At 73.6% G+C, this 21,247-nt stretch carries 23 protein-coding genes; 14 read left to right on the top strand and 9 right to left on the bottom strand.

The window, feature by feature from the left end:
• Positions 1 to 19: 19 nt before the first annotated feature.
• Entirely contained in the window at positions 20 to 946 is a 927-nt protein-coding gene (locus AB0M46_RS29245) for a hypothetical protein (RefSeq protein ID WP_363341066.1), read from the top strand.
• A 94-nt stretch (positions 947 to 1,040) separates the two neighbouring features.
• Here the strand turns inward: AB0M46_RS29245 and hrpA are convergent, their stop codons facing one another.
• Positions 1,041 to 4,910 carry an ATP-dependent RNA helicase HrpA gene (gene hrpA, locus AB0M46_RS29240; protein ID WP_363341064.1) on the bottom strand — a complete coding sequence of 1,290 codons (3,870 nt, stop codon included), beginning with the start codon at positions 4,908 to 4,910 and terminating at the stop codon, positions 1,041 to 1,043.
• A gap of 108 nt (positions 4,911 to 5,018) precedes the next feature.
• On the opposite strand from hrpA, the gene AB0M46_RS29235 reads away from it, so the two are divergent.
• Positions 5,019 to 5,687, top strand: coding sequence for a pentapeptide repeat-containing protein (locus AB0M46_RS29235; RefSeq protein ID WP_363341062.1), 669 nt, complete (start codon positions 5,019 to 5,021; stop codon positions 5,685 to 5,687).
• Between the two features lie 13 nt (positions 5,688 to 5,700).
• Here the strand turns inward: AB0M46_RS29235 and AB0M46_RS29230 are convergent, their stop codons facing one another.
• Positions 5,701 to 6,120, bottom strand: a complete 420-nt coding sequence (locus AB0M46_RS29230; RefSeq protein WP_363341060.1) for a RidA family protein — start codon at positions 6,118 to 6,120, stop codon at positions 5,701 to 5,703.
• Positions 6,121 to 6,219: 99 nt separating this feature from the next.
• Between AB0M46_RS29230 and mug the strand changes: the two genes are divergently transcribed.
• The 3 genes from mug to AB0M46_RS29215 are packed head-to-tail and all read left to right on the top strand — an operon-like array spanning position 6,220 to position 7,443.
• Positions 6,220 to 6,798 (top strand): G/U mismatch-specific DNA glycosylase, encoded by a 579-nt coding sequence (gene mug / locus AB0M46_RS29225; RefSeq protein ID WP_363341058.1) that lies wholly within the window; start codon positions 6,220 to 6,222, stop codon positions 6,796 to 6,798.
• A gap of 22 nt (positions 6,799 to 6,820) precedes the next feature.
• Positions 6,821 to 7,102, top strand: a complete 282-nt coding sequence (locus tag AB0M46_RS29220; RefSeq protein WP_363341056.1) for a hypothetical protein — start codon at positions 6,821 to 6,823, stop codon at positions 7,100 to 7,102.
• Positions 7,099 to 7,443, top strand: a complete 345-nt coding sequence (locus tag AB0M46_RS29215) for a hypothetical protein (RefSeq protein ID WP_363341054.1) — start codon at positions 7,099 to 7,101, stop codon at positions 7,441 to 7,443. The genes AB0M46_RS29220 and AB0M46_RS29215 overlap by 4 nt, the downstream gene beginning before the upstream one ends.
• A gap of 26 nt (positions 7,444 to 7,469) precedes the next feature.
• Here the strand turns inward: AB0M46_RS29215 and AB0M46_RS29210 are convergent, their stop codons facing one another.
• Both AB0M46_RS29210 and AB0M46_RS29205 read right to left on the bottom strand, forming a co-directional pair.
• A complete protein-coding gene (locus AB0M46_RS29210; protein WP_363341052.1) occupies positions 7,470 to 7,802 on the bottom strand; it encodes a hypothetical protein in 333 nt (110 codons plus the stop codon).
• A 110-nt stretch (positions 7,803 to 7,912) separates the two neighbouring features.
• Positions 7,913 to 8,287 carry a hypothetical protein gene (locus AB0M46_RS29205; protein WP_363341050.1) on the bottom strand — a complete coding sequence of 125 codons (375 nt, stop codon included), beginning with the start codon at positions 8,285 to 8,287 and terminating at the stop codon, positions 7,913 to 7,915.
• Between the two features lie 184 nt (positions 8,288 to 8,471).
• Here AB0M46_RS29205 and AB0M46_RS29200 point away from each other — a divergent pair, with 184 nt between their 5' ends.
• The 3 genes from AB0M46_RS29200 (at position 8,472) to AB0M46_RS29190 (ending at position 9,973) form a co-directional block, all read left to right on the top strand.
• Positions 8,472 to 8,876: a hypothetical protein gene (locus AB0M46_RS29200; RefSeq protein ID WP_363341048.1), complete on the top strand. Its 405-nt coding sequence runs from the start codon at positions 8,472 to 8,474 to the stop codon at positions 8,874 to 8,876.
• 65 nt (positions 8,877 to 8,941) lie between these two features.
• Complete coding sequence (locus tag AB0M46_RS29195) at positions 8,942 to 9,550, top strand: trimeric intracellular cation channel family protein (RefSeq protein WP_363341046.1); 609 nt, start codon at positions 8,942 to 8,944, stop codon at positions 9,548 to 9,550.
• A 57-nt stretch (positions 9,551 to 9,607) separates the two neighbouring features.
• On the top strand, positions 9,608 to 9,973 hold the full coding sequence (locus tag AB0M46_RS29190) for a VOC family protein (protein WP_363341044.1): 366 nt from the start codon (positions 9,608 to 9,610) through the stop codon (positions 9,971 to 9,973).
• Positions 9,974 to 10,045: 72 nt separating this feature from the next.
• On the opposite strand, the gene AB0M46_RS29185 is transcribed toward AB0M46_RS29190, so the two are convergent.
• A complete protein-coding gene (locus AB0M46_RS29185) occupies positions 10,046 to 11,227 on the bottom strand; it encodes a hypothetical protein (protein WP_363341042.1) in 1,182 nt (393 codons plus the stop codon).
• A 119-nt stretch (positions 11,228 to 11,346) separates the two neighbouring features.
• Here AB0M46_RS29185 and AB0M46_RS29180 point away from each other — a divergent pair, with 119 nt between their 5' ends.
• On the top strand, positions 11,347 to 11,787 hold the full coding sequence (locus AB0M46_RS29180; RefSeq protein ID WP_363341041.1) for a cupin domain-containing protein: 441 nt from the start codon (positions 11,347 to 11,349) through the stop codon (positions 11,785 to 11,787).
• Positions 11,788 to 11,835: 48 nt separating this feature from the next.
• Here AB0M46_RS29180 and AB0M46_RS29175 read toward each other — a convergent pair whose 3' ends face one another.
• From AB0M46_RS29175 to AB0M46_RS29165, 3 genes are all read right to left on the bottom strand, one after another.
• Positions 11,836 to 12,624, bottom strand: coding sequence for a C40 family peptidase (locus AB0M46_RS29175; protein ID WP_363341039.1), 789 nt, complete (start codon positions 12,622 to 12,624; stop codon positions 11,836 to 11,838).
• A gap of 205 nt (positions 12,625 to 12,829) precedes the next feature.
• A complete protein-coding gene (locus AB0M46_RS29170) occupies positions 12,830 to 13,312 on the bottom strand; it encodes a YbaK/EbsC family protein (protein ID WP_363341037.1) in 483 nt (160 codons plus the stop codon).
• A gap of 1 nt (position 13,313) precedes the next feature.
• A complete protein-coding gene (locus tag AB0M46_RS29165; RefSeq protein ID WP_363341035.1) occupies positions 13,314 to 14,189 on the bottom strand; it encodes an LLM class flavin-dependent oxidoreductase in 876 nt (291 codons plus the stop codon).
• A gap of 65 nt (positions 14,190 to 14,254) precedes the next feature.
• On the opposite strand from AB0M46_RS29165, the gene AB0M46_RS29160 reads away from it, so the two are divergent.
• Both AB0M46_RS29160 and argG read left to right on the top strand, forming a co-directional pair.
• Positions 14,255 to 15,631, top strand: a complete 1,377-nt coding sequence (locus AB0M46_RS29160; protein WP_363341033.1) for an FAD-dependent monooxygenase — start codon at positions 14,255 to 14,257, stop codon at positions 15,629 to 15,631.
• An 80-nt stretch (positions 15,632 to 15,711) separates the two neighbouring features.
• Positions 15,712 to 17,160 carry an argininosuccinate synthase gene (gene argG / locus AB0M46_RS29155; protein ID WP_363341031.1) on the top strand — a complete coding sequence of 483 codons (1,449 nt, stop codon included), beginning with the start codon at positions 15,712 to 15,714 and terminating at the stop codon, positions 17,158 to 17,160.
• 53 nt (positions 17,161 to 17,213) lie between these two features.
• Here argG and AB0M46_RS29150 read toward each other — a convergent pair whose 3' ends face one another.
• Complete coding sequence (locus tag AB0M46_RS29150) at positions 17,214 to 17,987, bottom strand: hypothetical protein (protein ID WP_363341027.1); 774 nt, start codon at positions 17,985 to 17,987, stop codon at positions 17,214 to 17,216.
• Between the two features lie 335 nt (positions 17,988 to 18,322).
• On the opposite strand from AB0M46_RS29150, the gene AB0M46_RS29145 reads away from it, so the two are divergent.
• The 3 genes from AB0M46_RS29145 to AB0M46_RS29135 all read left to right on the top strand — a co-directional run.
• The gene (locus tag AB0M46_RS29145) at positions 18,323 to 20,125 is read left to right on the top strand and encodes an AfsR/SARP family transcriptional regulator (protein ID WP_363341026.1); all 1,803 of its coding nucleotides are present in this window, start codon (positions 18,323 to 18,325) and stop codon (positions 20,123 to 20,125) included.
• Between the two features lie 42 nt (positions 20,126 to 20,167).
• Entirely contained in the window at positions 20,168 to 20,674 is a 507-nt protein-coding gene (locus AB0M46_RS29140; protein WP_363341025.1) for a MauE/DoxX family redox-associated membrane protein, read from the top strand.
• Positions 20,675 to 20,685: 11 nt separating this feature from the next.
• The coding region (locus tag AB0M46_RS29135; protein WP_363341024.1) for a hypothetical protein at positions 20,686 to 21,247 on the top strand (562 nt) is incomplete at its 3' end.

Genomic DNA, 21,247 nt, shown 5'->3' with positions numbered 1-21,247 from the left:
CATGGGAGACGTCCGGAGTATGAGACGCCTGAGCGCGGCGGTGGCGACCGCCGCGGCCGTCGGCGTCGGCGCGGTCGCCGGGGCCGCGCTCCTCGCCCCGCCCGCGTGGGCCGCCGAGGGCCTGAAGGTCACGATCGGCAACCCGGTCCTGCAGGGCAAGGTCGGCGACAAGGTCAACCTCGAGTTCGGGGTGACCAACGTGTCCGACAAGACCACGGTGCAGGCCATGGTGATCACCGTCCAGGTGCCGAACAACGCGGTCATCGAGCAGGCCCCGGACTCCTGCGAGCTGCGCGGCGGGCGCGCCGTCGTGTGCACCGACAAAGGGGACCTCGGGCCGCACAAGACGGCCAAGGGTCAGGTGACGATCACCATCCGGTCGCCCGGCAACGGGTCCGGCCGGGTGGGCGCCCGCGACGCCACCCACCAGGACGCCGCCGACTTCCAGATCCGCGCCGCGGGCGGTCCGTCCCCGAGCGCCAGCGGCAAGAAGCCGACCAAGCAGGCCAGCGCCGACCCCAGCCAGCAGCCCTCGCTGACCGACGAGACCCTCGCGCCGCCGCAGGCCGGCAACGGGGTGGTCGTGCAGAGCGACCAGCCGGCGGCCGCCAAGGGCGGCGGCGGCGACTCCGGCGGGCGCTCGGCCGGCTTCTGGATCGGCATCGGCGCGGTGGTGGCCGCGCTCGGGCTGGTCGGCAGCCTCTTCTACTTCCGGCGCCGCGACAAGCTCGAGCCCGACACCGGCATGCATCCCGCGGTGCCCGCCGCGGACGGCTTCCCCGGCTACCGGCCGCCGCCCCCGGCGCCGACCACCTACGGGACCCCGGCCACCTACGGGGCGCCCCCCGCCGGCGGGCCGACGCAGATCATCAACCCCAACGCCGGTGGCGTGCCGCCGGCCGGCGGTGACCAGACCGTGATGTTCCGGCGGCCCGAGGACCTCTGACGACCCGGTCGCGCGACCGCGATCAGGCGCGCGACCGCGATCAGGCGCGCGACCGCGATCAGGCGCGCGGCCGCGATCAGGCGCGCGGCCGCGATCAGGCGGGCAGCGCGTCCATCGCCCGGTAGATGCGCACGTCCGACACGGGGTAGGCGGTGCCGAGGGCCTGCGCGAAGAGGCCCACCCGCAGCTCCTCGATCATCCAGCGGATCTCGCGCAGCTGCGGGGACATCGTCATGGTCGAGAGCAGGTGGTCGTACTCCCGCTGCACCTCCTGCACCGTGAGCATCCGCTCGCGGTCGCGGCCCGTGTCGGTCGGCACCTTCTCCAGGCGCCGTTCGATGCCGCGCAGGTAGCGCTCCAGATCGGGCAGGCGCTGCCATCCGGTGTCGGTGACGAAGCCGCGGTACACCAGGCGGCCCAGCTGTCCCCGCATGTCGGTCAGCGCGGGCAGCAGGAGCGGGTTCTTGGTCCGGGCCAGGCGCTGCTCCACGTCGTAGGCGGCGGCCAGGATCTTGCGCACGCTCGTCACCACGTCCAGCGTCAGGTCGACCACGTCGGCGCGTACCTTGTCGCGCAGCGCGGCGAAGCCGGCCTCGTCCCAGGCCGGCCCGCCGGCGTCGGTCATGAGCTGGTCGACCGCGCAGGCCGCGCAGTCGTCGAGCAGGTCGACGGCGTTGCGGTGCGGGTTGCGGCTCAGCGCCAGCTTGTCGGCGTTGGACAGCCGGCCCTGCACGAACCGGGCCGCCGGCGGCAGCGTGAGCAGCAGCAGGCGGCGGGTGCCGGCCCACATCTCCAGCTGCTGGCGGGCCGGCAGGTCGAAGGCCTGCACCGCCACCGAGGCGCCCTCGTCGACCAGCGCCGGGTAGACCGTCAGCGTGTGCCCGGCGACGGTCCGCGAGAGCGTGCGCGGCAGGGTGCCGAACTCCCAGCGGGTCGCCCCCTTGCGGGTCACGTCCACGGCCGCCTCGGCGACCGTCGCGCGGACCTTCGGGGCCAGCTTCTCGCGCAGCCGGTGCAGGCTCTTGCCCTCGCCGAGCACCGCCCCGGCGTCGTCGACGATCCGGAACGTCATCTTCAGGTGCTCCGGGACCCGCGACCAGTCCCACTCCTCGCGGGGCACCGACACGCCCGTCATCCGGCGCAGCTGCAGCTCCAGCGCGTCGAGCAGGTCGCCGTCGCGCGGAGCCATCTCGGCCAGGGCGTCGCGGGCGGTGTCCGGGGCCGGCACGAAGTTGCGCCGCGTCGCCTTGGGCAGCGACTTGATCAGCGCGGTGACGAGGTCCTCGCGCAGGCCGGGCACCTGCCACCCGAAGTCGGCGTCGCGGAGCCGGCCCAGCAGCGGCAGGCCGACGTGCACGGTCACGCCGTCGGCGTCGGTCCCGGGCTCGAACTGGTACGTCAGCGCGAAGCGCTGGCCGTCCTGCTCCCAGGCGTCGGGGTACTGCTCCTGCCGTACCGCGTCGGCCGAGGCGTTGACGAGCATCGCCGGGTCGAAGGTGAGCAGGTCGGGCTGCTCCCGGCGGGTCTTCTTCCACCAGCTGTCGAAGTGCCGGCCGGACACCACCTCGTCGGGCAGCCGGCCGTCGTAGAAGGCGAACAGCGTCTCGTCGTCGACGAGCAGGTCGCGCCGGCGGGCCCGGGCCTCCAGCTCCTCGACCTCGTCGAGCAGGCGGCGGTTCTCGGCGAAGAACGCGTGCGTCGTCTCCCAGTCGCCCTCCACCAGCGCGTGGCGGATGAACAGCTCGCGGGAGAGCGCCGGGTCGATCCGGCCATAGTTGACCTTGCGGTTGGTGACGATCGGGACGCCGTACAGCGTCACCTTCTCCGACGCCATGACCGCGGCCTGCTTGCGCTCCCAGTGTGGCTCGCTGTACTGCCGCTTCACCAGGTGCTGGGCCAGCGGCTCGATCCACTCGGGCTCGATCTTCGCCGCCACCCGGGCCCACAGCCGCGACGTCTCGACCAGCTCGGCCGCCATCACCCAGCGCGGCGTCTTGCGGAACAGCGCCGAGCCCGGGAAGACGGCGAAGCGGGCGCTGCGGGCGCCGATGTACTCGTGCTTCTCCGCGTCCTTGAGTCCGATGTGCGACAGCAGGCCGGCCAGCAGGGAGACGTGGATCGGGTAGGGCGCGGCCGGCTCCTCGTTCGGCGTCACGTCCATCGACTTGAGCACCTGGCGCAGCTGGCTGTAGATGTCCTGCCACTCGCGCACGCGCAGGTAGTTGAGGTACTCGGCCCGGCACAGCTTGCGGAACTGGTTGCTGGAGAGCTCCTTCTGCCGCTCCTGCAGGTAGTTCCACAGGTTGAGCAGGCCGGTGAAGTCGGAGTCCTTGTCGGCGAAGCGGGCGTGCAGCTGCTGCGCCTGGGCCTGCTTGTCCGCCGGGCGCTCCCGGGGGTCCTGGATGGACAGCGCCGCGGTGATCACCATCACCTCGCGCACGCAGCCGTTGCGCTCGGCCTCGAGCACCATCCGGGCCAGGCGCGGGTCGACCGGCAGCTGGGCCAGGCGGCGGCCGAGGTCGGTCAGGCGCGGCCCGGCCTCGAGCGCGCCGAGCTCCTCGAGCAGCTGCACGCCGGCCGTCACGTTGCGCCGGTCCGGCGGGTCGATGAACGGGAACGCGCCCAGGTCGCCGAGGCCGAGCGAGATCATCTGCAGGATCACGGACGCGAGGTTGGTGCGCAGGATCTCCGGGTCGGTGAACTCCGGCCGGGCGTTGAAGTCGTCCTCGCTGTACAGCCGGATGCACACGCCGTCGGAGGTGCGCCCGCAGCGGCCCTTGCGCTGGTTGGCCGACGCCTGCGAGACGGGCTCGATCGGCAGGCGCTGGACCTTCAGGCGGTGGCTGTACCGCGAGATCCGGGCCGTGCCGGGGTCCACCACGTACTTGATGCCGGGCACGGTCAGCGAGGTCTCGGCGACGTTGGTGGCGAGCACCACCCGGCGCCCGGAGTGCGGCTGGAACACGCGGTGCTGCTCGGCGAAGGACAGCCGGGCGAACAGCGGCAGGATCTCGGTGTTCTTGAGGTCGAGGCGGGTCAGCGCGTCGGCCGCGTCGCGGATCTCCCGCTCGCCGGAGAGGAACACCAGCACGTCGCCCGGCCCCTCGGCCTGCAGCTCGATGACCGCGCTGCAGATGGCGTCGAACTGGTCGACCTCCTCGGCGCCCTCGTCCGCCGCCTCGATGGGCCGGTAGCGCACCTCCACCGGGTAGGTGCGCCCCGACACCTCCACGATGGGCGCGTCCCCGAAGTGCCGGGAGAACCGATCGGGGTCGATGGTGGCCGATGTGATGATGAGCTTGAGGTCGGGGCGGCGGGGGAGGAGCTGTTTGAGGTACCCCAGGATGAAGTCGATGTTGAGGCTGCGCTCGTGCGCCTCGTCGATGATCAGGGTGTCGTAGCGCCGCAGGAGCCGGTCCTGCTGGATCTCGGCCAGCAGGATGCCGTCCGTCATCACCTTGACCATCGTGGATTCGCTGGACTGGTCGGTGAAGCGGACCTTGAACCCGACCGTCCCGCCCAGCTCGCCGCCGAGCTCCTCGGCGACCCGCTCGGCGACCGTGCGGGCCGCGATGCGCCGCGGCTGCGTGTGCCCGATCTGGCCGGTCACGCCCCGGCCGAGCTCCAGGCAGATCTTCGGCAGCTGGGTCGTCTTGCCCGACCCGGTCTCGCCCGCGACGATCACCACCTGGTGGTCGCGGATCGTCTCGAGGATCTCGTCCTTGCGCTGGCTGACCGGCAGCTGCTCGGGATAGGTGATCGCGGGCAGGGCGGCGCGGCGGGCGGCCACCCGCCGCTCGGCCCGCTCCACGTCCGCCTTGATCGCCTCGGCGATCGCCTCGACGTGGCGGGACCGTTTCGCCCCGTCGATCCGCCGGCGCAGCCGGTGCTGATCCTGGGGCATCAGCCCGGCGAGGCGGGCGCGCAGCTCACTCAGGCTGGTCGGCGGGGAGACCTCAGACATAACGCTCGCAAGGATAGGCACGCGTCGCCGCGATTGCCCGATGATTTTCCCCGGCGCGGTGGTGGGCGGTTGATCGGACCGTCACTGCTGCCACTAACGTCACACCCCATGGCCACGGCCCCTCCCGTTGCGACCGCGCCCGCGCGTCCCCGGCCGCCCCGCAGTCTCCAGTTCGCCGACCCCGACGTGGACGACCTGCGCGACGACGGCGTGTACCGGGCGCTGGGCTTCTACGACCTCGCCCTCACCGGGCGCACCGCCAGGGCCGCCGAGTTCGCCCAGTGCCGCTTCAAGCGGGCCGACCTGACCGGCACCGCCCTGGCCGGCGTGATCCTCACCGACTGCCTGATCGAGCACTCCACCCTGGCCGACGTGCGCGCCGACCGGTCCGTGCTGCACCGCGTCACCATCCGCGACTCCCGCCTGACCGGCCTGCTGTGGCTGGACGGCACCCTGTACGACGTCACCGTGCGCAACTCTGACGCGGCGGACAGTGTCTTCCGGGCCGCGCAGCTGCAGAACGTGGCCTTCATCGGCACGTCTCTGACGGGCGCCGACTTCACGGACGCCGACCTGGCGGGGGCCACCTTCACCGGCTGCGACCTGACCGGCGCCCGCTTCGACGGGGCCTCGGCCGCCGGCGCCCGGTTCTCGGGCTGCACGCTGGACGGCATCGCCGGCGTCTCCGGCCTGGCGGGGGCGGTCGTGGGCGCCGCGGACCCGGCCGCCTTCGCGCAGGTCCTGACGGCGGCGCTGGGGATCGTCCTCGAGGTCTGAGGCCGCTGCCGGCTCAGCGGGGCCAGCCCAGGCCCGGGGCCACCCGGCTGACCGAGCGGCGGGCCGTCACCTCGATCTCGATCTTCATCCGCGGGTCGGACAGGCCGCACACCTGCATCGTCGCCGCGGGGCGCACGTCCTCGAGCCACCGGCGCAGCACCGGCCAGCAGGGCTCGAAGTCGTCGCCGTCGGGCAGCAGGTAGCGCACCCGGACGACGTCCGCGACCGAGGCGCCCGCCTCCCGCAGCGCCGCGTCGATGTTGCGCCAGCACTGCTCCGCCTGCTCGACCACGTCGCCGGAGATCGTCATCGCGGCGTAGTCGAACCCCGTCGTGCCCGACACGTGCACCCAGTCGCCGTCGAGGACCGCGCGGGAGTACCCGATCTCCCGCTCGAACGTCGACCCACTCGAAATCAGCCGCCGGTCACCCATGGCTCAGATGCTAGGGGCGTATCAACGTCTGTGTCATGGCGCCGACCGCCCGTCCCGCGGATGCGCGGCCCGCCCCCGCGCGCTGGCATGCTTGTCCGCATGGCGTCGACGGTGAACCGGCCCGAGGTGCGACCGACCCGGGAGGACCTCCTCGCCGCCGCCGGCCGCGTGCTGCCCGACGTCGTCGCGCCCGGCCTGGACGTGCTGCTGTGCGGCATCAACCCGGGCCTGTGGTCCGCGGCGACCGGCCACCACTTCGCCCGCCCCGGCAACCGCTTCTGGCCCGCCCTGCACCTGAGCGGTTTCACCCCGCGCCAGTTGCGCCCCGACGAGCAGGGGTTGCTGCCGGGGTACGGCCTGGGCATCACCAACCTCGCCGCCCGGGCGACGGCGCGGGCCGACGAGCTCACCCGGGACGAGCTGGCCGAGGGCGGGGCGATCCTGCGGGCCAAGGTGACCGGCCTCGCCCCGCGGTGGCTGGCCGTGCTGGGGGTGACGGCCTTCCGTACCGCCTTCGGCACCCAGCACGCCAAGGTCGGACCGCGGGAGGAGGCCTCGCTGGGCGCCACGCGGCTGTGGATCCTGCCCAACCCGTCGGGCCTGAACGCCCACTACCAGCTGGCCGACCTGGCCGAGGAGTTCGCCCGCCTGCGCGCGGCGATCGGGGCGGCGGCGTAATCCGTGCCGTTATATTTTCGGCGTGACGGACTCCTATCGCTGGCCTGCACAAGGTCCTAGCGACCTTCGCGACGGCTTGACGCCGAGGGATGTCATCGACGCGCTGCACGCGCCGGCCGCGCTGCGGATGGACAACCGCGTGCCGCCAGGAAGGCCGACGTTCCTCGCGGTCTGCGCACCGACCACCGCCGAACGGCGACTCGTCGTCGTGTGCACGCGAGACGGGGACGACGTGTGGACCATCGTCGGCGCGCGCGAGGCCGGCCTGAACGAGCGCCAGATGTGGAGGAAGCACACATCATGACCAGGAAGCGTGACGATCTGGCAGGTGTGCCGGCCGCCGAGGCGGCCGAATTCGCCCTCGGCAACGACCTCGGCGACCTGTTCGACAAGGCGGAGGTCGTTCGGGAACGACGCCCGGCCAAGACGGTGACGGCGCTGCGCCTCGATCTGGACATTCAGGCCGAGATCGAGGCCGCGGCCAGCGCGCGGGGGATCGGCTCGTCAACCCTGATGCAGATCATCGAGGAGTGGGTGGCCGCCCAGCGGGAGGCGCCGGCCCCGGACCAGCTCGGTGAACTGGTCCGTCATCTCGACGCGGCTCGTCGGGCCGCGGCCTCACTTGCTCGGAAAGCCGCCGCCTGACCTGCGCGCGAGGGCGCTCGGCTGCGTCAGTCGGGCAGTTCGGCGGGCGCCTCGAACCGGGACGCACGCTCCTGCAGCAGCCGGCCGAACACGCCGCTGGACCGTCCGCAGTCGGCGCAGACGAAGTTGTCGTCGAGCCGGGGGCCGCCGCAGTGGTCGCAGGTGCCGCGGTCGCGCGGGTCCTGGTACGCCCGCAGCGCCTCCGCCAGCGCCCGCACCACCGGCGCCCGCAGCGGCACCGTCTGGTCGCCGACCCGCACCTCGGCCACGTGCGCGCCGGGGAGGGGATCGAAGATGTCGATGCGCCCGGCGAACTCCCGTAGCGCGGCGGCAACCTGCTCGGACGGTGACGAAGCCATGGCCCGGACCCTACCGGCCACCGTCGCCGACGCACCCGGCTGCGGCTTTTGTCCGGATAAGTCGGGTGTCGCGCGCCCTGATCGTTGTCGGGGTCGCGAGGCCGCGAAGGTCAGCGGAAGCCGTTGCGGAAGCGGCGGAAGAAGCCGCCCTCCTGGGGCAGGGGCGGGGCCGGTGGTGGGGCGGTCGGGCGCTGCCGGGCGATCGGGCGGTCGTAGTCGGTCCGCGCGATCGCATCGACGACCTGGGCCTCGGTGAAGTGCTCCGAGCCCTCGATCATCGGGACGAAGCCGACCAGGATGCCGTCGCGCATGACCTGGGCCTCCAGGCCGGCGGTGCCGTCGGTGTCCCAGACCGCCATCCGGCCGTCGAAGAGGGCCACCCGCACGCCGAACTGCGACAGCCCGGCCTTGGCCATCTCCAGGTGCGCCGGCACGCCACGCTCGCGCAGCGCGTCGACGACCCTGCGCGCCTCGAACTCGTCCATCCCGAAACGTTAGCGCTCGCGGCTGTGAGCAGGCTGTATGCCGGGTCGGCGGCAGACCCGGGCGCGTGACGCGCGTCGCTTCCGCTGTCAGCTTGGCAGCAAAGGGGGAGTGCACGGACCGTCCGGGGCCATACGGTTCAGCTCTGTAACACCTCATGACGCAGCGAATTGGAGCTTCACCGATATGAGCGACGACTACACCTCCTTCAGCGCCGACCTCGACGGCGACGGGACCGACGACCCCGCCGCGATCTACACGCTCGACGACGGCAGCAACGTCCTCGTCGGCGACCTCGACCACGACGGTCAGGTCGACATCGCCGCCCTGGACAGCGACGGCGACGGCGTCTACGAGCAGGCGTACGACCCGGCCACCGGCATCACCACCGACCTCACCGGCGGCGGCACCGGCTACGAGCCCGACTACGGCAACGACGGCGCCGACTACGACGGGTCGGGCGGCAACCTCGACGGCGACGTGTCGGCGAGCGAGTCCGCGCCGACCGGCGGGTACTACGACGCCGCCGCGGTCTCCGACATGCTGGCGATGCAGCACGAGACCTCGATGGCCGTGATCAACAACATCTGACCGGGGCGAACGTACCGCCCGGCGCTCGCGTTCGCGGCGCCGGGCGGCCGGTATACATGATCCCGATGACATCGCTCAGCCCACTGCTCGTCGCCGACCTGGTCGGCATCGCGGTCTTCGCCGCGTCCGGGGCCACCGCCGGGGTGGCCAAGCGCCTGGACCTCTTCGGCCTGATCTTCGTCGGCTTCACGGCCGCGCTGGGCGGCGGCATCATGCGCGACGTCTTCATCAACGTCCAGCCCTTCGCGTTCGTGGACTGGCGGTACTCCACCGTCGCCGTCGTCACCGCGGCCGCCACGTTCTGGCTGCACCCGGCGGTCAACCGGCTGCGGTGGACGGTGCTCGTGCTCGACGCCGCGGGCCTCGGGCTCTTCGTGGTCACGGGCACCCTGAAGGCGCTGGATGCCGGCGTGCCACCCATCGGGTCCTGCATCATCGGCATGATCACCGGGATCGGCGGCGGGCTGGTCCGCGACCTGCTCACCGGCGAGATCCCCACGGTGCTGCGGCGCGAGATCTACGCCGTGGCCGGGCTGCTCGGCTGCGTGTCGGTGGTCGGGCTGGACGCCGCGCACCTGCAGCGGCCGGTGAGCATCGGGCTGGCCGCGACCCTCACGTTCGTCCTGCGCATGATCGCGATCCGCAGGAACTGGTCCGCGCCGACCGCTTCCTGAGGTACGCCTGGAAATTCCTGACACCAGATGGCAGGAATGCCGCGGAGGATGGTGCGCATGACCGGATTCGCGAGCCTCATCATGGTGAACATCGACTGCGCCGAGCCGCCCGTGCTGGCGAGCTTCTACGCCGAGGTCCTGGGCTGGGACGTGACCCACAGCCAGGCCGAGTACGCGATGATCGGCGACGGCACGACGTCCATCGGCTTCGGCCAGGTGCCCGGCTACGCGCCGCCGACCTGGCCCGAGGGGCCGACGCCGAAGCAGTTCCACCTCGACTTCTACGTGGAGGACCTGGTCGACGCCGAGGAGCGGGCGCTGAAGCTCGGGGCGTCGAAGCCGGAGTTCCAGCCGGGCGGGGAGCGGTACACGGTGCTGCTCGACCCGGCGGGGCACCCCTTCTGCGCCTGCCTGCGTTCCTGAGGGCCGGGCGCTGACGGGCCGGCGCGGCGGTGCCTTGGGCCGCGCCGGCCCGGCGTCGGTGTCCCGCGGTCGTTACTTCGTCAGGGTGGAGGACGAGACGGCCGGCGGGCGGGCGCCCAGGAAGAAGATGCCGGGCAGGCCGCTGGTCTCGAAGCCGGCGCTGGGGTTCCGGCGCAGCGTCGAGCCCTCGATCGACATGGTGCCGCTGCGGTCGTTGCTGACGAAGAAGACGGCGCCGCCGCCCTCGTTGGCCTTGTTCTGCTCGATCAGGGTGCCGGCCAGGCGGACGGTGAAGGCGTTGCCGTCGCAGTAGATGGCGCCGCCGCTGCCGCCGCCCGCGGTGCCCGCCTTGGCCGGGTTGGCGCCGTGGCCGACGGCCGAGTTGTACGACAAGACGCTGTTGAGCACCACCCAGGACACGCCGATGCTGCTCAGCGCGCCGCCGTTGGAGCAGACGCCGCCCTGCCCGGCCGCGCCGCCGAAGGTGCTGGCCACGATGTAGACGGGCTGGTTGCGGTACTGGCTGAGGACCCGCACGGCGGCGCCGCCGAGGTCCGCGCCGGACTCGTCGCAGCGGTTGCGCACGAAGCGGGAGTTGACCGCCTTGAAGCGGCCGCCGCGCACGAAGATCGCGCCGCCGCCACCGCCCTCGGTCGTGTCGCCGGTCGAGTTGCCGTCGGCGAAGACGATGTTCTGCACCGTCAGGGCCGGGGTCTCCTGGTCCTGGCAGTGGTCGGTGGACCACTCCAGCGCCTTGTCGCAGGTGTTCTGGTACAGGATGCGGCGCTTGCCCTCGCCGCTGAGTGTCACCTTGCCGCCGCCGTCGATGACGACCCGGGGCGAGCGGTTGCGGACCTTGGCCGTCTCCTTGACCACGATGGTCACCGGGTCCGGGCCGCAGTTGAACGTCACGATCCCGCCGGCCGCGACCGCCGACACGAACTTCTCCGAGGTGCAACTGGCCGGCGTGCCGTCCCCGACCACCCAGGTCGGCTTCGACGAGTCGGCGGGCCCGGCGTCGGCCGGCACCGTGGCGTGCCCGTCCGGGTTGCCGTTGGTGAACGGCTGGGGCTTCACGGCCGCGCCCGTGCCCGACGGGGCCGCGCCGAGGCCGTCCGAGTCGGCGTCGGAGGCCTTCACCGTGGTGCTCGCCTCGGGGACGTGATAGTTCGGATCGACCGGCACGGGCTCCGCCTCGCAGGCCGCGAGGGCGAGCGCCGCCGTGATCAGCACAATCCCGAACCGTCGTCGCATCGGGCGATGGTAGCCCCGGATCAGGGGGTTCGGCGGCCGGGGTTGAGCTCACCCTCCCAGTTCACCGCCCCGGCCTGCAACGTCACCGGCATGGGCGGCAGGGCCGATACGGTACGACCATGAGACCCCGCCTCGCCGAGCAGCTCGACCTGCGGCCGCACCCCGAAGGGGGCTGGTACCGCGAGACCTGGCGCTCGCCGGTCGCCTGCATCCCGGACGGCTACGACGGCCCGCGCAGCGCCGCCACCGCGATCTACTTCCTGCTCTGCCCCGGTGAGTCCTCCGCCTGGCACGTGGTGCGCTCCGACGAGCTGTGGTTCTGGCACTCGGGCGGCCCGCTGGCCCTGCGCCTGGGCGGCTCCGGCGACCGCCCCGGCCCGGGCCCGGAAGTGGTGCTCGGCGCCGACGTCGCCGCCGGCCAGCGCCCCCAGGTCCTCGTGCCCGGGGGCGTGTGGCAGTCGGCGTTCCCCGCCGGCGACGAGCCGGTGCTGGTCAGCTGCGTCGTGGCGCCCGGCTTCGACTTCGCGGACTTCCGATTGGCGACCGGCCCCGCCCACTGATCCGAACAGCGCACAATCCGAGGAATGCTCGCATATCCGACATGCGCATCACCCGACGATTCGCCGGGCGAAGCTGAAGGCATAGACGCCCGAGATCTTCACGCCGCCGCGCTGCGTCGAGGCGTGGACCATCCGGCCGTTGCCGATGTAGATGCCCACGTGGCCCGAGGTCGGGAAGACCAGGTCGCCGGGCCGCAGCTCGTCCCGGCCGACCGGGCGCCCCAGGTGGGCCAGGCCGCCGGTCGAGTGGGGCAGCGAGATGCCCATCAGGCGGTAGGCCGCGGAGACCAGGCCCGAGCAGTCGTACTCGTCCGGCCCCGACGAGCCGAACGCGTAGTGCTTGCCGACCTGGGCGAGCGCGAAGCCGACGACGTCGCCGTCGGCGTACGCCGGCACGAGCGGGGCCGGGGCGGCGGACCGCCGCTTGCCGGTGACCGGCGGGCGGCTCTTGGTGCTCGGGGCCTTCGGCGGCCGGTCGGCCCGCTGGCCGCGGGTCGCCGAGCGCGATGCCCGGTTGACCCCACCGCCCCGGCCTGGGGAGACGGCGGACTCTGTGACGGCCGGTGCGGGAGCGGCCGGAGGGGCGGACGGCGCCGGGATGGCCCGTTCGACGCCGGCCAACTCGGCCAGGCGATCGGGCAGGGCGTCAGCGGGGGCCGCGGCGCGAGGGGCCGGGGCCGGTTCCGGAGCGCTCGGGTGGCCGCTGATCAGGGCCCCGCCGAGGACGGTGCAGAGGATGGTGCAGGCGGTCGTGGCCGCGGCCAGGTGCTGGCGTATCCGGGTGCGGCGTAAGGCGTAGGTCGACAGTCTGGGCTCCCCGTTCGGCCCGGGGCACACCTGCGCTCCCCGCCGCGCCCCGCCGGCGGCGGTGCGCGGGCGAAGCCGGCCAAGTGCGGCGGCCGGCCCCGGGGACCCGGGCAAATGATCGTTGCCGAGAGCCAAGGTAAACCGGCCGCACCGATGCAGTCGGGAAATTTGCGCAAATTGCCAGGAATCGACCGGACCCTTTGCCGCCGTACCGGTGCGGGAAAGCGCGCGTCGATCAGCCCTTCGACGCCGGTGGTTCGGGGTCGGAAACGTCGGCGACGGTGGCGCCCAGGACGGCCAGGACGGCGTCGGCGGGTGCGGCCAGGGCGACGCCGTGGCGGCCGCCGCCCAGCGTGATCTCGCGGCCGCGGACGCGCTCGTCGGCGATGACCGGCCAGGCCGTGCTCGAGCCGAACGGGGTGATCGTGCCGCGCTCGAAGCCGGTCGCCGCCTTGGCCGTGGCCGCGTCCGGCATCGACATGCGGGTCACGCCGAGCAGGGCCCGCAGCTTCGGCCAGGAGATCACCCGGCCGCCGGGGACGAGCACGAAGCGGTAGTCGTCGTCGGCCAGCCGGACCACCAGCGTCTTGACCACGTCGGGGACGGCCACGCCGCGGACCTGCGCGGCCTCGGCCAGGCTGCGCACCGGGCCGTGCTCGACCACGCGGAAGGGCACGCCACTGGCCGTGATCGCCGCGATCGCCGGATTGTCGGACATGTCAGCCCACCAGGGGGCGTACGCGCTCGGCCACGAACCGCACGAAGCCCTCCGGGTCGGGGTCGTCGGCGGTGGGCTGCAGGATCACGCTCGTGGCGCCGGCCTCGGCCCAGCGGTGCACGGCGTCGGCGAAGGCGTGCTCGTCGCCGGCCACCGACACGTCCTTCGACGGGTCCGCGGAGCCCCACCGGGCGCGCTCCGCCGCGATCCGCTCGGCCGCCGCCGGGCCGGTCGCCGCGTGCAGGTACACCACGACCTCGTGCGGCCCGGTGCGGCCCGCGGCCGCGCGGCCCTCGCCGGCGAGCGCGACGGACCGCCGTACCGCCGCCGGGTCTGTGCCCCCGGTGAGCACCGTGCCGTCGCCGACCTCGCCGGACAGCCGCAGCGTCCGGTCGCCGGTCGCGCCCAGCAGGATCGGCACCGGCGCGGGCGGCGGCCAGTCCAGCGCGACGCCGTCGAGGCGCACGTAGCGGCCCTCGGTGGAGACCCGCTCGCCGCGCAGCAGCGCCCGCAGCGCTGTGGTGTACTCCCGCAGCAGCGTCAGCGGCGAGGCGACCCGCGCCCCGACCTGCCCCATCCAGTCCTGCACCCCGTGCCCGGCGGCGATCACGGCCCGGCCCGGGAAGAGCCGGACCAGCGTCGCGATCTCCATCGCGCTCAGCGCCACGTTGCGCAGCGGGACCGGCAGCAGCCCGACCCCGACCCGCAGCCGCTCGGTGTAGGCCAGGGCCGCCGCGGCGGTGGTCAGGCCGCCCTCCAGGAAGCAGTCCTCCCAGAGCCACAGCTCCTCGAGCCCGGCCGCGTCGGCGGCCCGCACGACGTCGCGCAGCCGCTCCGGCGGCAGCTGCGGCAGGAACACGGTACCCAGCGTGGTCATGCGTGCAGTCTGTCAGCAAGCCGTCGGTTCCCGGCCGTGGCACGGCTTGGAACGCCTCGAGGGCTATGACACATGAAACCTACGGCGGGCACGCCGTCGTCCTCGGCGGCAGCATGGCCGGCCTGCTCGCCGCGCGGGTCCTCACGGGGCACTTCGCGCAGGTCACGATCGTCGAGCGCGACGAGCTCACCGGCGAGTGGGCCGGCGATCCGCAGGCCGATCCGCGGGAGCGCGAGTTCCGCCGCGGCGTGCCCCAGGGCCGTCACGCCCACGGCCTGCTGGCCGCCGGGCTCAACGTCGTCGAGGAGCTCTTCCCGGGCGCGGCCGGGGAACTGGCCGCGGCCGGCGTGCCCAGCGGCGACGTGCTGCGCAACGTGCGCTTCTGCGCCGGCGGGCACCGGCTGCGCCAGGTGCCGATCGGCATGACCGCGCTGTCGTGCAGCCGGCCGTACCTCGAGAACTACCTCCGCTCGAAGGTGTTCGCGCTGCCCGGGGTGCGGGTGCGCGGCGGCACCGACGTCGTCGGGGTGGAGGCCGACGCGGGCCGGGCGCGGGTGACCGGGGCGCTCGTGCAGGGCCGCGGCGCGGGGCGGACCGAGGTGCTGCCCGCCGACCTGGTGCTCGACGCCACCGGCCGCGGCTCGCGGCCCCCGCGCTGGCTGGAGGAGCTCGGCTACGAGCGGCCGGAGGAGGAGCGGCTGCACGTCGACCTCGCCTACGTGTCGCGGCACTTCGAGGTCGACCCGGCGCTGCTGGACGGGGACATCGCGATCATCATCGGGCCGTCGGCGGCCGCGCCGCGCGGGGGCGCGGTCATGCTGCAGGAGGCCGGCCGGGCGGTGATCACGCTGTTCGGCATCCTCGGCGACCACGCGCCGCTGGACGACGCCGGGTGGCGGGCCTACTCGCGGCGGCTGCCGCTGCCGTACGTCGCCGACGTCATCGAGGCCTCGGTGCCGCTCGACGACGCGGTGAAGTTCCGGTACCCGGGCAGCACCCGGCACCGCTACGACCGGCTGCGGCGGTTCCCGAAGGGCTTCGTGGTGCTCGGCGACGCGATGTGCTCCTTCAACCCGATGTACGGCCAGGGCATGTCGGTCGCCGGCGTGGAGGCGCTGCGGCTGCGCGACCAGCTCGCTCTGGACGGCGTCGCGGGCTTCGACGCCCTGCGGTTCTTCCGGTCGGTACGCCCTGTGATCGACATCCCGTGGCGGATCGCCACCGGCGGCGACGCGGCGCTGCCCGGCGTCGACGGGCCGCGCGACCTGCCCACGCGCATGGTCAACCGGTACCTCGAGCGCCTCTACGCCATCGCCGCCCGCGACGAGGTCGTCTCCCTCGCGTTCAGCCGGGTGACGAACCTGCTCGACCCGCCCACCGCCCTGCTGCGCCCCGGGATCGCGGCGCGGGTACTGGCCGGGCGACGCTTGGCGGCCTCCTGAGATCCGCGCTCCGGCGCGGTGGGAGGTGTCTTCCACCACCGGCTTGCATGGTTATGCAATGCGTCGTATATGCTTCAACCGTGTCCAAGGTGCTGAACTCCCTGCCTGTCGGTGAACGCGTCGGGATTGCCTTCTCCGGCGGTCTCGACACCTCGGTGGCCGTCGCGTGGATGCGCGCCAAGGGCGCCACCCCGTGCACCTACACCGCCGACCTCGGCCAGTACGACGAGCCCGACATCGCGTCCGTGCCCGGGCGGGCGACCGCCTACGGGGCCGAGATCGCGCGGCTGGTCGACTGCCGGGCCAGCCTCGTCGAGGAGGGGCTCGCGGCCCTGGCCTGCGGCGCGTTCCACATCCGCTCCGGCGGGCGGGCCTACTTCAACACCACGCCGCTCGGGCGGGCGGTGGCCGGCACGCTGCTGGTGCGGGCCATGCTCGAGGACGACGTGCAGATCTGGGGCGACGGCTCGACGTTCAAGGGCAACGACATCGAGCGGTTCTACCGGTACGGGCTGCTGGCCAACCCCTCGCTGCGCATCTACAAGCCGTGGCTCGACGCCGACTTCGTCGGCGAGCTCGGCGGGCGCAAGGAGATGTCGGAGTGGCTGCTGGCGCACGACCTGCCCTACCGCGACAGCACCGAGAAGGCGTACTCGACCGACGCCAACATCTGGGGGGCCACGCACGAGGCCAAGCTGCTGGAGCACCTCGACACCGGCATCGAGATCGTCGACCCGATCATGGGCGTGCGGTTCTGGGACGCGGACGTCGACATCCAGCCCGAGGACGTGACCATCGGCTTCGCCCAGGGGCGGCCGGTGAGCATCAACGGCAAGCAGTTCGCGTCCGCCGTCGACCTGGTGCTGGAGGCCAACGCGATCGGCGGCCGGCACGGGCTGGGCATGTCCGACCAGATCGAGAACCGGATCATCGAGGCCAAGAGCCGCGGCATCTACGAGGCGCCGGGCATGGCGCTGCTGCACGCCGCCTACGAGCGGCTGATCAACGCGATCCACAACGAGGACACCGTCGCGGCGTACCACAACGAGGGGCGCAAGCTCGGCCGGCTGCTGTACGAGGGGCGCTGGCTCGACCCGCAGGCCCTCATGCTGCGCGAGGCGCTGCAGCGCTGGGTCGGCAGCGCGGTCACCGGCGAGGTCACGCTGCGGCTGCGCCGGGGCGAGGACTACTCGGTCCTCGACACCGCTGGCCCGGCCCTGTCCTACCACCCGGACAAGCTGTCGATGGAGCGCACCGAGGACGCCGCCTTCGGGCCGGTCGACCGCATCGGGCAGCTCACCATGCGCAACCTCGACATCGCCGACTCGCGGGCGAAGCTGGAGCAGTACGTCTCCCTGAACGTCATCGGCAGCCCGCACCCGATGCTCATCGGGGCGAACCAGACGCCCTCGGCCGACCTGCTGGGCGCCATGCCGGCCGGCGGGGCCGCGGCCATCGCCGCCCGCGGCAACGGGCAGGACGACGACGAGCTGCTCGACCTGGCCGCGCTGGAGGCGGGCACCGACTGAGACGGGTACTGAAGCGGGGTTGAGCCCCCGGTTGTTGCAAGATTGTCAAAATCTCACGGCGTGTCGTTTGCCCTGGCCGTCACTCGACGGTGGAATGCAACGCCATGACGGAGGCGCACGACCAAGGGCTCACCCTGCACCTGATCACCCACGTGCCGGCCCACGAGCCGCGCGAGGAAGATCCGCACTACCACCTGTTCGAGCAGGTCAAGGCCCGCATGAAGCGCCAGGGCCTGTGGCGCTGCGCGATCGGCGACAACTACTGCGGCGGCAGCGTCGAGCTGCACCACTCGCACATCGAGTTCTCTCAGGCCGGCGGGGTCGACCTGAAGAAGATCAACGAGCAGCTCGGCCTGCACCTCGACGGCGACGACGACTTCCAGGAGTGGATCGAGTCGCCGGGCAACCTCGAGCCGTTGTGCGCCGTGCACCACCGGACGCATTTCGGCGTACATGTGATCCCCGGCCCGCTGTGGGAACCGCTGCGCTACCGGGCCGCCGCCGTGAAGCCGGCCGCCGAGTTCGTCCCGGCCGACGAGGTCGAGGACACCGAGACGATCGTCAAGACCACCCGCAAGACCAGGGTCAGGACCCACCCGGCCAAGGACGGCGAGGTCGAGGTGGACAAGATCTCCGACGAGAAGACCAAGGTCAAGGTCGTCGCGGGCCACCACACGGTGGAGGAGCACGTCGAGCGCCGGCACACCGTGGACAAGGCGGAGGTGCCCCGCCAGCGCGCCCCGCACAAGCGCGGCCGGCCTCTTCGCCCGGATCTTCGGCCGCTGATTCCTGCGGCCCCGATGCCGCCGGGCGCGCACCGGCAGCACGGGACTGCGAGGCCACCCTCGCCCGCACCCCGCTGCTCGCCCTCAACCAGCTCGCGGTGCCGACCCTGCTGCGCCCCGATCCTGGTGGCGCCGCGGTGCGCGGTGCGCGGGTCCCGGTGCAACTCCTATCTGGCCGACCGCCAGATCGGGCGCGAGTCCGACGCGCGGCGAGGCCGCGAGCTGAGATCCCCGCGCGCGGGCGTTGAGGTTTTCGCAGGGTTCCGGCAGGTCCCCGGCAGCAGCATCTGCGGTGCCCACTGGTCGCGGTGGGTTTCGGGGGAACGCGGGCCGGCCTCGGCCGAGGCCGGCCCGCGTTGCGAGCCTTGGGGATGCCGATGTCGTTCGCCTTCACGTTGCTGGGGCAGATCGGCGTGCGGTACGGCGCGGTGGCCGTCGAGCTGCCCGTCGGTAAGCCGCAGTCGCTGCTCGCCGCCCTGTTGCTCAACGCCAACCGGCTGGTGCCGGTCGAGAGCCTCGTCGATGCGCTGTGGGACGAGGCGCCGCCGCGCTCGGCGGTGGCCAATGTCAGGACGTATGCGGTGCGGGTGCGCAGGCTGCTCGCGGACCCCGAGACCGCGGCCGGGTCGCGGCTGCTCGGGCGGGAGCGGGCGTACCGGATCGCGGTGCAGCCGGGCGAGCTCGACCTGGCCGAGTTCACCGAGCTGGCGGCCCAGGGGCGGGCCGCGCTGCGGGCCGGGGACGCGGCCCGGGCCACGGAGCGGCTCATCGCCGCGCTGGCCTGCTGGCGGGACGATCACGCGGGGGCGGGGCTGGTCCGGGCCGGGGCGCTCGGGCAGCGGCTCGCCGCGCTCGACGGCGAGCGGCTGCGCACCGCCGAGGACCTCGTCGACGCCCGGCTGGCGCTGAACCACCACGACGTGCTCATCGGGGAGTTGCGCCGCACGGTCGTCGAGCACCCGCTGCGGGAGCGCTCCTGGGGGCAGCTCATGCTCGCCCTGTACCGCGCCGGCGACGTCGCCGGCGCCCTGCACTGCTTCCTGGAGGCGCGGGCGGCGCTGTGCCGGGAGATGGGCGTCGAGCCGGGGCCGGAACTGCTGCGCCTGCACGCGGCGATGCTGGCCCGCGACCCCGCCCTCAACGAGACCTCGCCGGTCGTGGCGGCCGACGCCGCGCCGGCCCCTCCGCTGGTCATGCACCGGCCCCGGCCCGAGCCGCCGCGGCAGCTGCCGCCCGGGCCGGCCGTGCTGGTCGGGCGCGACCAGGCGGCGGGCGGCGTGCTGGCCGCGGTGGACGCCGGGGCCCGGATCGTCTGCGTCTACGGGCCGCCGGGCGCGGGCACCTCGGCGTTCGCCGCGCACGCCGCGCACCTGCTCGCCCCGCGGTACCCGGACGGGCAGCTGTTCGTGCAGCTCGGCCCGGCCACGGACACGGGGGCCGCGGCGGCGCACCTGCTGCACTCGCTCGGGGTGGCCGACGAGGCGGTGCCGCGGGGGCTGGCCGCCCGCACCGCCCGGCTGCGCACCGCGTTCGCCAGCCGCCGGGTGCTGCTGCTCGCCGACGGGGTCGACGACGTGACGCAGGTGCGCCCGCTGCTGCCGGCCGGGCAGGGGTGCCTCGCGGTGATCGCGGCGAGCCGGCCGCTGCCGACGCTCGACGGGGCGGTCCTGGTGCCGCTGCCGCCCCTGCCGCCGCGCGACGCGGTCGAGCTGCTGCGCCGTGCGCTGGGGCACGAGCGGGCGGAGTGCGAGGATCCGGCGGTACTGCGGGAGCTCGCCGAGCGCTGCGAAGGCCTCCCCATGGCGTTGCGGATCGTCGTGGCCCGGCTGCAGGGGCGCCCGGACCGCTCGATCGGCGCCTGCGCGGAGCGGCTGCGCGAGCCCTGCGGGCGCCTCGACGAGCTGCACGTGCACGACCTGTCGATCCGGGAAAGCCTCGCCACGCGCTGCGCCACGGTCAGTACGACCGCGATGGGGGCCCTGCGGACCCTCGTGCGGCTGCCGGGGCCGGTGACGCTGCCGCAGCTGGCCGTCGCCTCCGCGCTCGGCGCCGCCCGGGCCCGCGACGCGCTCGACGAGCTGCTCGACGCGCAGCTGGTCACCGGGGACGGCGCCGGCGGCCACCACGCCGCGCCGCTCGTGCGGCTGTTCGCGGCGGACGTGATCGATGCCGATGTATGAGATCACCCGGGTCGATGTATCGGCGCTGGATACGGTCCTGCCGTGAGCTACGTCGAGACCGCCTGCCGCTGCGTGCTGGGGATCGTCTTCGCGGTCTCGGCGCTGAGCAAGGTGCGCGGCCGCGCGGCCTGGAGCCGGTTCACGGCATCGGTTGCGGCCCTCGCCCCGGCGCCGCGGACCGCCACCCGGCCGCTCGCCGCGGCGGTCGTCGCCGCCGAGGGGGCGATCGTGCTCGCCCTCGCCGCCGGGCCGGTCGCGCCCGTGGGCTTCGCGATGGCGATCGGGCTGCTGGCCGCCTTCACGGCCGCGATCGTCCGGGCGTACCGCCGCGAGCGCCGCGTCCCGTGCGCCTGCTTCGGCTCGGGCCGCCCGGTCGGACCCCGGCACGTGGTGCGCAACGGCATCCTCGCGGCGGTCGGGCTGGCCGGCCTGGTCACCGCGGGCGGCGGCCCGATCCGCCCGGCCGGAGCGGGGATCGCGCTCGCGGCCGGCCTGCTCTGCGGGCTGCTGCTGATCACCTTCGACGACGTTGCCGACCTGTTCGAGTGAGGGGAACAACAATGTCCTACCTGATCGCGGTCGTGGTGCTGGTCGGCGTGGTCGGCCTGCTCAACCTCGTCCTGACGTACGGCGTCATCCGCCGCCTGCGCGAGCACACCGAGCTGCTGTCCGGCGGCGCGGCCGAGGCGCCCTGGCCGGCGCCCGGCACGGAGATCGGCGCGTTCGCGGCGACCACGACCGCGGGGCGGGACCTGCGCACCGCGGACCTGGCCGACGGCCTGCAGGTCGGCTTCTTCCGCACCGGCTGCGCGCCGTGCCAGGAGCGGATGCCGCAGTTCGCCGCGCGTGCGGAGGCGGCCGGCGACCCGGAGCGGTTCCTGGCCGTGCTGGCCGGCGACCCGCAGGAGCTGGCCGGGGAGATCGCCCGGCTGGCGCCGGTGGCCCAGGTCGTGCTCACCGGGCGTGACTCCGACGTGATCAAGGCCTTCGAGGTGACCGCCTTCCCGACGCTGGTGCTGGTCGGCCCCCAACCCCGCTGTGCGGGTCGTGGCCGTCGAACCGAACCCGGTCCGCGCCGCCGTCTGTACCGCCGACCACCAGGCCGCCGACCCCGCCGTGCAG

The organism is Dactylosporangium sp. NPDC051485, assembly GCF_040682015.1.
In the GTDB taxonomy this organism is placed as follows: domain Bacteria; phylum Actinomycetota; class Actinomycetes; order Mycobacteriales; family Micromonosporaceae; genus Dactylosporangium.
This window is presented reverse-complemented; position numbering and strand designations above follow the sequence as displayed.

Excerpts from the sequence above, each read along its gene's own strand:
- AB0M46_RS29245 (WP_363341066.1), top strand. The coding sequence starts at position 20 with ATGAGACGCCTGAGCGCGGCGGTGGCGACCGCCGCGGCCGTCGGCGTC.
- hrpA (WP_363341064.1), bottom strand. The coding sequence starts at position 4,910 with ATGTCTGAGGTCTCCCCGCCGACCAGCCTGAGTGAGCTGCGCGCCCGC.
- AB0M46_RS29235 (WP_363341062.1), top strand. The coding sequence starts at position 5,019 with ATGGCCACGGCCCCTCCCGTTGCGACCGCGCCCGCGCGTCCCCGGCCG.
- AB0M46_RS29230 (WP_363341060.1), bottom strand. The coding sequence starts at position 6,120 with ATGGGTGACCGGCGGCTGATTTCGAGTGGGTCGACGTTCGAGCGGGAG.
- mug (WP_363341058.1), top strand. The coding sequence starts at position 6,220 with ATGGCGTCGACGGTGAACCGGCCCGAGGTGCGACCGACCCGGGAGGAC.
- AB0M46_RS29215 (WP_363341054.1), top strand. The coding sequence starts at position 7,099 with ATGACCAGGAAGCGTGACGATCTGGCAGGTGTGCCGGCCGCCGAGGCG.
- AB0M46_RS29210 (WP_363341052.1), bottom strand. The coding sequence starts at position 7,802 with ATGGCTTCGTCACCGTCCGAGCAGGTTGCCGCCGCGCTACGGGAGTTC.
- AB0M46_RS29205 (WP_363341050.1), bottom strand. The coding sequence starts at position 8,287 with ATGGACGAGTTCGAGGCGCGCAGGGTCGTCGACGCGCTGCGCGAGCGT.
- AB0M46_RS29200 (WP_363341048.1), top strand. The coding sequence starts at position 8,472 with ATGAGCGACGACTACACCTCCTTCAGCGCCGACCTCGACGGCGACGGG.
- AB0M46_RS29195 (WP_363341046.1), top strand. The coding sequence starts at position 8,942 with ATGACATCGCTCAGCCCACTGCTCGTCGCCGACCTGGTCGGCATCGCG.
- AB0M46_RS29190 (WP_363341044.1), top strand. The coding sequence starts at position 9,608 with ATGACCGGATTCGCGAGCCTCATCATGGTGAACATCGACTGCGCCGAG.
- AB0M46_RS29185 (WP_363341042.1), bottom strand. The coding sequence starts at position 11,227 with ATGCGACGACGGTTCGGGATTGTGCTGATCACGGCGGCGCTCGCCCTC.
- AB0M46_RS29180 (WP_363341041.1), top strand. The coding sequence starts at position 11,347 with ATGAGACCCCGCCTCGCCGAGCAGCTCGACCTGCGGCCGCACCCCGAA.
- AB0M46_RS29170 (WP_363341037.1), bottom strand. The coding sequence starts at position 13,312 with ATGTCCGACAATCCGGCGATCGCGGCGATCACGGCCAGTGGCGTGCCC.
- AB0M46_RS29165 (WP_363341035.1), bottom strand. The coding sequence starts at position 14,189 with ATGACCACGCTGGGTACCGTGTTCCTGCCGCAGCTGCCGCCGGAGCGG.
- AB0M46_RS29160 (WP_363341033.1), top strand. The coding sequence starts at position 14,255 with ATGACACATGAAACCTACGGCGGGCACGCCGTCGTCCTCGGCGGCAGC.
- AB0M46_RS29145 (WP_363341026.1), top strand. The coding sequence starts at position 18,323 with ATGTCGTTCGCCTTCACGTTGCTGGGGCAGATCGGCGTGCGGTACGGC.